Origin of the sequence: Roseospira visakhapatnamensis (assembly GCF_014197915.1) — a bacterium.
Lineage (GTDB): Bacteria > Pseudomonadota > Alphaproteobacteria > Rhodospirillales > Rhodospirillaceae > Rhodospira > Rhodospira visakhapatnamensis.
This window is the reverse complement of the sequence record NZ_JACIGK010000051.1, coordinates 1-10706: the sequence shown is the minus strand read 5'-3', so window position 1 is coordinate 10706 and position 10706 is coordinate 1. Positions and strand designations below refer to the sequence as shown.

The following is a 10706-nucleotide window of genomic DNA, read 5'->3' as shown; positions in this document are numbered from 1 at the left end:
GACTGGGCCACCACCGACCGCGTCTACATCAACATGGAAAACCGGGATGACTGAGGGACCTCAGGCCGAATTTCCATCCTTCAGGTTGCTCAATCCGGTCGAGACCGCCATCTGGCTGACCGAGGTCGCGCCCAAGCTGGGCAAACGGGTCAAGCCCATCCTTGAGCACATCAAGGGTGCCAACCTGCAATCCAACCCGGACCTGTTCCGCATGGCGCTGAAGCTGGCGACCGGGACCGGAAAGACCACCGTCATGGCCATGCTGATCGCCTGGCAGACCGTCAACGCCGTCCGCCATCCCGGCAGCAAGCAGTTCACGCGCGGTTTTCTGGTGATCTGCCCGGGTATCACCATCCGGGATCGCCTGCGCGTCCTGATGCCGAACGACCCGGACAGCTACTACAAGAGCCGAGAACTGGTCCCCAGCGACATGCTCGGCGAGATAGACCGCGCCAAGATCGTCATCACCAACTATCACGCCTTCAAATTCCGCGAGCGCATGGATCTCGCGAAGGGCACCCGATCCCTGCTGAAAGGCCGAGGACCGGACCTGGAAACCCAGGAGACCGAAGGGCAGATGCTCCAGCGCGTCATGCCCGACCTGATGGGCATGAAGAATATCCTCGTCATCAATGACGAAGCCCATCACTGCTATCGTGAACGTCCCTCGGACGACACCGAGGACCTGAAGGGTGACGAGAAGAAGGAGGCCGAGAAGAACAACGAGGCCGCGCGTCTCTGGATTTCGGGCATCGAAGTGGTTCAGCGCAAGTTGGGCGTCCGCACCGTGTTCGACCTGTCCGCGACACCTTTCTTCCTGCGCGGCTCCGGATACGCCGAAGGGACCCTGTTCCACTGGACCGTCAGCGACTTTTCGCTGATGGACGCCATCGAGTGCGGTATCGTCAAGCTGCCCCGTGTGCCGGTCGCCGACAACGTGCCCGGTGGCGATACACCGATGTTCCGGAACCTCTGGGATCACATCGGCAAAAAGATGCCAAAGAAGGGGCGCGGCGCCGGTAAAACCCTCGACCCGCTCAGCCTGCCGCCAGAATTTCAGAGCGCCTTGCAAGCCCTCTACGGGCATTACGAAAGAACCTATAAGCTATGGGACGAGGCCGGGATCGACGTCCCCCCAGTCTTCATTGTCGTGTGCAACAACACCGCGACATCAAAGCTGGTTTACGATTTTATCGCAGGGTTTCAGCGTGAGCATGAAGACGGCACATCCACGCTGGAACAGGGACGACTGGAGCTGTTCCGAAACTACGACGAACACGGCAATCGCCTGTCCCGTCCGCGCACGCTCCTGATCGATAGCGAGCAGCTTGAATCCGGTGACGCTCTGGACGCGACCTTCCGCGACATGGCGTCCGACGAGATCGAGCGGTTCCGCCGCGAACTGGTCGAGCGCACGGGTGATATCCGCGCCGGCGAGAATATCTCTGATCAGGACCTTCTTCGCGAGGTCATGAACACGGTCGGCAAAAAAGATCGGCTGGGGGAGTCCATCCGCTGTGTGGTCTCGGTCTCCATGCTGACGGAAGGCTGGGATGCCAACACCGTCACTCACATTCTCGGCGTCCGGGCCTTCGGCACCCAGCTTCTGTGCGAGCAGGTGGTGGGCCGCGCCCTGCGTCGGCAATCTTATGACACCAACGATGACGGTCTGTTCAACGTCGAATACGCCGATGTGCTCGGCATTCCCTTCGATTTCGCCGCCAAGCCGGTGGTCGCGCCGCCCAAGAAGCCGCGCGAGACCGTGCGTGTCCACGCGGTCATTCCGGATCGGGATTCGCTGGAGATCACGTTCCCCCGGGTCGAGGGCTACCGCGTCGAGCTGCCGAACGACACGGTCACCGCCAAATTCGGGCCGGACTCCGTTCTGGAGTTGAACCCTGACCTTGTCGGGCCGTCCATCACCCAGAACCAGGGTATCCTCGGCGAGGACGTGGACCTGAGCCTGAAGCACCTGGAGGACACGCGGACCTCAACGATCATCTTCCACCTGACGCGCCACCTGATCTTCACGCAGTACCGCGATCCCGGGGAGGAGCCCAAGCTGCACCTGTTCGGACAGCTCAAGCGCATCACCCGCCAGTGGCTCGACGGTGGCTATCTGCGCTGCACCGGCGGCACCTATCCCGCCCAGCTTCTCTATCAGGCCATCGCCGACATGGCTTGCGAGCGCATCAAGACCGCCATCACGGAATCGCTGGCCAGCGAGGACCGGCCCATCAAGGCGATCCTGGATCCGTACAACCCGACCGGCTCCACGCGGCACGTCAACTTCACCACGTCGAAGGAAACGCGCTGGCAGACGCACCCCAACAAATGCCATGTCAACTGGGCTGTCTGCGACAGCGATTGGGAGGCCGAGTTCTGCCGCGTGGCCGAGGAACACCCGCGCGTTCTGGCCTACGTCAAGAACCAGAACCTGGGCTTCGAAGTGCCCTATGTCATGGCTGGCGTGCGCCGGAAATACATCCCGGACTTCATCGTCCGCATCGATGACGGCCATCCCGAACCGCTCAACCTGATCGTCGAGATCAAGGGCTATCGCGGCGAGGACGCCAAGGAGAAAGCCAACACCCTGCGGGCCTACTGGGTCCCGGGCGTGAACAATCTCGGCCAGTTCGGGCGCTGGGCCGCCGCCGAGTTCACGGCTGTCTACGAGATCGACAGCGAATTCAACAAGCTCATCACCAGCGTCCTTGCGACGGAGGCGGCATGAGCGGCGGCGAGGTCATTCTGTACCGGACGGAGGATGGACGCGACAGCATCCAGTTGCAGGCCGTGGACGGCACCGTCTGGCTGACCCAGGCGGAAATGGCCGCGCTGTTCGATACCACGCCGCAGGCGATCACCCAGTTGATCCGCGCCATCTACGCGGATGCAGAGCTGGACCCGGAGGCAACGTGTAAGGATTTCTTACAAGTTCGCTCGGAGGGCGCCCGGGAGGTCCGGCGCAAGCTCAAGTCCTACACTCTCGACATGATCCTGGCCGTGGGCTACCGGGTCCGCAGCCCGCGCGGTATCCAGTTCCGGCGCTGGGCCACCACCGCCTTGACGGAATACCTCGTCAAGGGCTTCGTCATGAACGACGAACGCCTGAAGGACCCCGGCGGGTTTGACTATTTCGACGAGCTTCTGGAGCGCATCCGGGATATCCGGGCCTCGGAAAAGCGCTTCTATCAGAAGGTCCGCGACCTGTTCGCCCAGACCAGCGCCGACTATGACGGCACGTCGGAGACCGCGCGGCTGTTCTTCCAGACCATCCAGAACAAGATGCTGTTCGCGGTGACCGGCCAGACGGCGGCGGAGATCATCGTCTCCCGGGCCGATCCGTCCGCCCCGAACATGGGCCTGACCAGTTGGAAGGGGAAGGTCGTGCGCAAGGCCGATGTGGCGACATCCAAGAACTACCTGGCGGAACACGAAGTCGGTGACCTGAACCGATTGGTCACCATGTTCCTCGAATTTGCGGAGTTCCGTGCGCAGCGCCGCATGCAGACCACCATGCAGGACTGGGTTGCCCAGACGGATCGGTTCCTCGAATTTAATGAGCAGTCCGTTCTGAACAACGCCGGAACCGTCGCCCACGACGATATGGTCCGCATTGTCCATGATTACTACGCTACGTTCGAGCAGAACCGGCGCGGCGAGGAAGCCCGCATCGCCGACGCGGAGCACGAAGAAGACCTGAAAGCCATCGAAAACCAGATTTCAAAAAAGATATCGAAACGGGGCAAGCATTCATGAGCAAAAAGAATTCAAACGCGGGAAAAACAAAAACCGTCGAAACCCTGACCCATGACGAGGCCCAGCGGCGCAACATCCCCACCGCCGAGCTGGAGTCCGTCATGCGGGCCGAGGACAAAAGCCCCATCCGCCTCGCCTACGAGCGCCGCAACCGCGACCTGGACCCGCAACTGGTCTGGCGCGGCAAGGACGAGCAGGACTGGTCCGACCTCGTGGTGCAGGCCCCGCCGCTCTACATTCAGGAAAAGGTTCACCCAAAAGTCCTGATCGACGACCTGATGCGCCGCAGCCGGGCGCGACAGGAAGGCACGACCCCGCCCGACGACCAGTTCGACATGTTCGCCGACTTCAACGGCCTACCGGACACCGAGGCTAAAACCGAGTTCTACGAACACGACCAAAACTGGTCGAACCGCATGATCCTGGGCGACAGCCTTCAGGTCATGGCCTCGCTGGCCGAGCGCGAGGGGCTGCGCGGCAAGGTGCAGTGCATCTACATCGACCCGCCGTATGGCATCAAGTTCAACTCCAACTTCCAGTGGTCCACGACAACAAAAACTGTTGAAGATGGAAAAAAAGAACACATTACCCGCGAGCCGGAACAGGTGAAGGCGTTCCGGGATACGTGGCGGGACGGCATCCACTCCTACCTGACCTACTTGCGCGACCGCCTGACCGTCGCCCGCGACCTGCTGGCCGACAGCGGATCGGTGTTCGTTCAGATTGGCGACGAGAACGTCCATCGCGTTCGGGCGCTGATGGACGAGGTGTTTGGTGAAGATTGCTTAGTTGTCACAGTTCCCGTTAAGAAAAAGGGAAGCCAGAAGTCCGGCCTCATTGATCCCGTTAACGATTATATTGTCTGGTACACGAAAAAGCCACGCGACAGTGGAATAGTAAAATTCCGCCCGCTATTTGAAGGCCGATCATTTGATGAAGAAACTCTGAGGCGCTTCAGTAGGGCATACCTGCCAGATGGTAGAAATATGCCGCTGGCGAAAGTGCCCAATCCTGATGATAGCGAAGAAATGCATAGTTATAGAGACAGGCCCGAGAGGCTTTTTGAAGATTGGCCGGGAGCGAGGCTTTTCTACAATGGAGAGCAACTAACTAGTGGTGGAATCCGGCCAAACCAAAGCGATCCTGTGAATTGGGAAGGTTTGACATACAGATTGAAGCCGAATCTTTGTTGGAAAACAACGACCAGAACGCCCGATGGCGCAACACCCGGAATGGAGCGATTGCGTCGGGCCAACAGGCTATCAGGTGGCAAAGAACACCTAAATTATCGTCGCGCCCTCGACGATTTCGGGTATACCCAATTGTCAAATTGGTGGGATGGCCTTGGGGGTGTGCCCGACTCAGTTTATGTAGTTCAAACCAACGAAGAGATAATTAAGCGCTGCATTTTAATGACAACAGACCCGGGGGACTTAGTGCTGGATCCTACCTGCGGCTCTGGTACCACGGTGTATGTAGCGGAGCAGTGGGGGCGGCGCTGGATTACCATTGACACATCTCGTGTTGCGCTGGCGCTGGCCCGGGCGCGGATTATGGCCGCACAATATCCATACTATATTCTGGCAGATTCACTCGAAGGGCAGCAAAAGAACGCCGAATTGTCTCGGAAAGCGCCATCAGAGGCACTAACACGAGGGGACATCCGATACGGGTTCGTATATCAACGTGCCTCTCACGTTGTCATGAGCGATATTGCCAACAACGCCGAGATCGACGTGATCTGGGATCGGCTCCAGCCTGCCGTCGAGGCCGCGCGGGCCGATCTCAATGCCGCCCTGGCCGGCCATGCGGAGCCGTTTCCCGTCGCCACCGGCGGCCGCGCCGGCACGGCCATCGACTTCACCGCCGCCGGCACCGTCTCCCCGCCGTCCGGCGGGGCGGCCCCCGCCAACGGCTTCATGGAGTGGGAGGTGCCGCGCGAGCCCGGTACACCCTGGCCGGAGAAGCATCGAAAACTGTGGGAGACTGCGCGCCTCGGCGCTGCCGAAGCCCCGCCCGCCAAGCGCAAGGCCGCCGCGCAGGCTCTTGTGGACCTCAACAGGCTGCGCGGCGCCGATTTCACGGCCGAGACCCTGCCACCGCGCCCGGTCACGTCTTGGCCCGATGCGGCCAAACAGGCGCTGGAGGCGTTCTGGCAGGCGCGCATCGCCCGGCAAAAGGAGATCGACGCCTCCATCGCCGCCAAGGCGGATGTCGAATACCTTTACGACAAGCCCTATACCGACAATGCGCGCGTCCGCGTGGCCGGGCCGTTCACGGTCGAAAGCCTGTCGCCTCATCGCGTGTTGGCCGTCGATCACGATGACGAGTTGGTGGACATGCTCGACGCCGCCGAAGGCCGACGCCGCGCCGAGGACCGTAAAGCCGGGACGCGCTCCGCCGAGGCCAGCGATTTCACCACCGTAGTGCTGGACCACCTTAAGACCTCCGGCGTTCAGCAGGCCCACAAGGCGGGCAAGATCGACTTTTCCACCCTGTCCGGCTGGCCGGGCGCATTCATCTGCGCCGAGGGCCGGTTCATGGAAGGGGAGACCGAGAAACGTGCCGGTGTGTTCATCGGGCCGGAGTTCGGCACCGTCTCCCGCCCCGATCTGGTCGCGGCGGCGCGCGAGGCCGGAGACGCCGGGTTTGATGTCTTGATCGCCTGCGCCTTCAACTACGACGCCCATTCGTCGGAGTTCGACAAGCTGGGCCGCATCCCGGTCCTGAAGGCGCGTATGAACGCCGACCTGCACATGGCCGACGACCTGAAGAACACCGGCAAGGGCAACCTGTTCGTGATCTTCGGCGAACCGGATATCGACATCGAGGACACGGACGACGGTCGCATCCAGGTGCGCATCAACGGCGTGGACGTGTTCCATCCGCAGACCGGGCAGATCGACTCCAGCGGACCGGAGGGCATCGCCTGCTGGTTCATCGACACCGACTACAACGAGGAAAGCTTCTTCGTCCGCCACGCCTATTTCCTCGGGGCCAGCGATCCATACAAGGCGCTGAAGACGACCCTCAAGGCCGAGATCGACGAAGACGCCTGGGCCTCGCTGAACAGCGAGGTCTCCCGCCCGTTCGAGCGGCCCTCCACCGGCCGCATCGCGGTCAAGGTCATCAACCACCTCGGCGACGAGGTGATGAAGGTGTTTGGGGTGGGGTGATTGGAGATGAGAAAACCAGAAGGTGCCCTGACAGAGGAGGAACAGCGCATTGTAAAGGCGATGATTAATCAGGGTCGCCGAAATCAGGACGTTCAGGATATTGTCAATCGCGGGCGGATCGCGACTGTAAACAGTGCGCGCATAACTGAAGTGAAGCAGGACCCAGACATCGAGCCTGCGACTGAGGACGAGTTACGATACTATGAGTATAAAAAGACGCTTTTCGATTACAAAACGGGCCTTAATTACTGTGACGACGAACGTTTGGTTCGTGCCCGTGAGGCCATGATCCTCGCGGTGCAGACGTACAACAATCCCGCAATTGTTTTCAAGACGGAAGTATTCTCAGTCCTTGCTATAATTGCATGGACGTATTTGCTTCATGAATTCCTGGAATCTCAGGGCACTAAGATCGTAGGTGATGACGGCAGATCATTGGTGCTCAGCCAAATGATCCAACGAGACGATATAAAGTTGTCGAAAGGCGCCCGTAACAACCTTGAATCTATTATGGAAATTAGAAACACAGTTGAACATAAATTACTAGCATTGTCAGACGGCCGGTTTTATCCACTTTATCAGGCCTGCTGCCTGAATTTTGAGAAAGCAATTGTTGAATTATTTGGGAAGCCCCTCTCTTTGTCTAGCGATCTTGGAGTTGCCCTCCAGTTTTCACGGCTTTCTACAAGTCAGATTGCCGAACTACAGAATCACGATTTGCCAGAACATATCGCCGCGCTAGATGCGCGACTTGATACTCGCTATTCGGAGGGCGAGAAAAGCGATCTCGAATACCAGTTCCGTGTCATTTATACCCTCGACAGTGCCACAAAGAAGGCGGCGCATTTCCAGTTTGTACGTCCGGAGTCAGCCGAGGGTCAGGATATTCATAATGTTCTGGTAAAATACGAAACGGCGGACAAAAAATACCCTTACAAGCCGAAGCAAGTCTGCCAGCTAGTCTCAAAAAATACAGGTCACTCGTTCTCTATGCATAATCACATTCAAGCTATGTATAAATACAAGGCAAGGCCGAAAAAAGGGGCTAAGCAGCCGGAGCAGACCAACAAAAAATACTGCATATTTCATCCAGCCCACAAGGATTATACATACTCCAATGATTGGGTTGAATTTTTGTGTGCTGAGGTGTCGAATGAAGAAGAGTTTGATGCCATCAAGGCATTTAGAATACGATAGTGGAATGGCAAAATGAACTTCCGCATCGCCGATACCTTCACCGACAGCCTGGCCCGATTGACGGGACAGGAGCAGAAGGCCGTGAAGATGACGGCGTTCGATCTTCAGCTCGACCCGGCGGGGCCGGGCTTGCAGTTCCACAAGCTGGACCGGGCCAAGGACCGGAACTTCTGGTCCGTGCGGGTCAATCGGGACATCCGGATCATCGTGCATCGCACCGAGGCGAGCCTGATGCTCTGCTACGCGGACCATCACGACGACGCCTATCGCTGGGCGGAGCGGCGTCGGATCGAAACGCACCCGAAGACCGGCGCGGCGCAGTTGGTGGAGGTCCGGGAGCGCGTCGAGGACATCACGACCTATCAACCCGTGGCGGAGCCCGCTTCCGTGCCCGCGAAGGCTACGCTGTTCGACCATGTGTCGGACGACGACTTGCTGGGATACGGGGTCCCGCCGGACTGGCTGGATGATGTACGGGCGGCGACCGAGGACACGCTGTTCGACCTCGCCGACCATTTGCCACAGGAGGCCGGGGAGGCTTTGCTCGATCTGGCCACGGGTGTCACGCCAGCCCGGCTCACGACGGTGCCGGCCGCCGCCGATCCCTTTGCTCACCCCGATGCGCAACGGCGTTTTCGCGTGTTTTCCAACGTCGAGGACCTGGAGCGCGCGCTCGAATACCCTTGGGAGAAGTGGACCGTTTTCCTTCACCCGGCCCAGCGCGACACCGTGGAGCGGGACTATTCCGGCCCGGCGCGCATCTCCGGATCGGCCGGGACGGGGAAGACCATCGTGGCGCTGCATCGCGCCGTGCATCTGGCCCGGCGCCATCCTGACGAGCGGATCCTGCTGACCACGTTCTCCGGCACACTGGCCAGTGCCCTGCGAACAAAGCTCCAGCGCCTGGTTGGCAACGACCCGGGCGTCGCGGATCGCATCGCCGTCCATCCGATCCTCGGGCTGGGCGAGGCGATGTTCGCGGAGCGCTATGGCGCGCCGAAGATTGCCACAGCGGACGACATTCGCGCCCGTCTTCAAGAGTCCTGCGGAACGGTCGGGGGGTGCGGGTTCTCACCGGCCTTTCTGTTCAGCGAATGGTCGGACATTGTCGATGCCTGGCAGATCCGGGATTGGCAGGCCTACCGCGACGTCCCCCGGCTTGGACGCAAGACGCGCCTGGGCGGAAAGCAGCGGGAGGCCCTGTGGGCTGTGTTCGAGCAGGTCCGGCGCGACATCGACGCGCGCGGTCGTCTGACCTGGGCGGATGTCTTCGGTCGCCTGACGGAGGATCTGGCCGGCGGGGAAGAGCACACGTTTGGCTTCGTTATCGTCGATGAGGCCCAGGATATGGGCGTCGCTGCCATGCGGCTTCTGGCCGCGATCGGATCGCACCGACCGGACGGGCTGTTCTTCGCCGGCGACCTCGGGCAGCGCATTTTCCAGACCCCGTTCTCGTGGAAATCCCTGGGCGTCGATGTGCGCGGCCGGTCCCATACCTTGCGGATCAACTACCGCACATCCCGTCAGATCCGTGGACAAGCCGACCGGCTGTTGCCCAAAACGCTGACCGATGTGGACGGGGTGGGCGAAAGCCGGGAAGGCACGATCTCCGTTTTCAACGGACCCTCGCCGACCATCTCGGTCTTCGATGATGAGGTGGAGGAACAAGAGGCCATCGGCCACTGGATTGCGGACCTGCTGGCTGAAGGGTTCCAGCCCCACGAGATCGGCGTCTTTGTCCGCTCCGAGGCAGAGCTTCCACGGGCACAGAAAGCCGTTTGGACGGCGGATGTGGCGCATGTCGTCTTGAGCCAGTCCGTCGAAACCGAGCCTGGCAAGGTTTCCATCAGCACCATGCATCTGGCCAAGGGGCTGGAGTTCCGCGCCGTCGCCGTAACGGCCTGCGACGAGGATGTGCTCCCGCTTCAGGAGCGGATTGTTACCGTGTCCGATGAATCGGACCTGGAGGATGTGTACAATACCGAACGACATCTGCTTTACGTGGCCTGCACCCGCGCGCGTGATCGCCTGTTCGTCACGGGTATCGACCCGGCATCGGAGTTTCTTGAGGATATGTGCGGCAGGTGAAGTGCCCACTTCTTCTACTAAGGGGCGCGTCCGGCGTTGCCGGACCGGGCTCTCGTGAACCGAACCCCGCCGGGGTCGGTTTTCGTCCCTTCGGGCGTAGATCCCTCGCGCGAAGGGTATAGAATAGACGGTCGCGGGAAACGGCGTCAGTTCGCCAATCGCCAGCGGGGATATTCTAGGATGGCCCGTGTTCTGTGAAGGGGGCTGCAAGTCCCCGCAACCACACTCTTAGCTCGTGTATCTCCTCGTTGAGATACACGAGCCCCTCTCTCCCTACAAGAGAAAAGTGGCGCGGCCTGCCCCCCAAACAGGAGGGCGGCAAGCACAACCCTTGAAAACACAGCAGAAACCCCGCGATTGCCGTCGCGGGGTTTCCGTAGAAGCACAAGATGCTCCCACCTGGATATGGGTCCATTCTGTGCTCGCGCTCCCGGCTTGTCAAGTCGCAAGGACAGGCGGTTTTGGGGCGGGTTTCCAAGGGGT

At 60.3% G+C, this 10706-nt stretch carries 4 protein-coding genes and 1 pseudogene; all 5 read left to right on the top strand.

Annotation, left to right across the window (positions count from 1 at the left end; translation table 11 throughout):
• Window positions 1-73 precede the first annotated feature (73 nt).
• Window positions 74-2734 (top strand): annotated as a pseudogene (locus GGD89_RS18615) (BPTD_3080 family restriction endonuclease); the annotation flags it as partial.
• Window positions 2731-3762, top strand: coding sequence for a virulence RhuM family protein (locus GGD89_RS18610; RefSeq protein WP_184048735.1), 1032 nt, complete (start codon window positions 2731-2733; stop codon window positions 3760-3762). The pseudogene GGD89_RS18615 and the gene GGD89_RS18610, both read left to right, overlap by 4 nt.
• Window positions 3759-6938, top strand: a complete 3180-nt coding sequence (locus GGD89_RS18605) for a site-specific DNA-methyltransferase (protein WP_184048732.1) — start codon at window positions 3759-3761, stop codon at window positions 6936-6938. Before GGD89_RS18610 ends, GGD89_RS18605 begins: the two co-directional genes overlap by 4 nt.
• Before the next feature lie 6 nt (window positions 6939-6944).
• Entirely contained in the window at window positions 6945-8135 is a 1191-nt protein-coding gene (locus tag GGD89_RS18600; protein ID WP_221238565.1) for a DUF3644 domain-containing protein, read from the top strand.
• 12 nt (window positions 8136-8147) lie between these two features.
• Window positions 8148-10223 carry a 3'-5' exonuclease gene (locus GGD89_RS18595; RefSeq protein WP_184048729.1) on the top strand — a complete coding sequence of 692 codons (2076 nt, stop codon included), beginning with the start codon at window positions 8148-8150 and terminating at the stop codon, window positions 10221-10223.
• The last annotated feature ends 483 nt before the right edge of the window (window positions 10224-10706 follow it).

Bases quoted from the DNA above. Each gene is read 5' to 3' on its own strand.
- GGD89_RS18610 (WP_184048735.1), top strand. From the start codon at position 2,731: ATGAGCGGCGGCGAGGTCATTCTGTACCGGACGGAGGATGGACGCGAC.
- GGD89_RS18605 (WP_184048732.1), top strand. From the start codon at position 3,759: ATGAGCAAAAAGAATTCAAACGCGGGAAAAACAAAAACCGTCGAAACC.
- GGD89_RS18600 (WP_221238565.1), top strand. From the start codon at position 6,945: ATGAGAAAACCAGAAGGTGCCCTGACAGAGGAGGAACAGCGCATTGTA.
- GGD89_RS18595 (WP_184048729.1), top strand. From the start codon at position 8,148: ATGAACTTCCGCATCGCCGATACCTTCACCGACAGCCTGGCCCGATTG.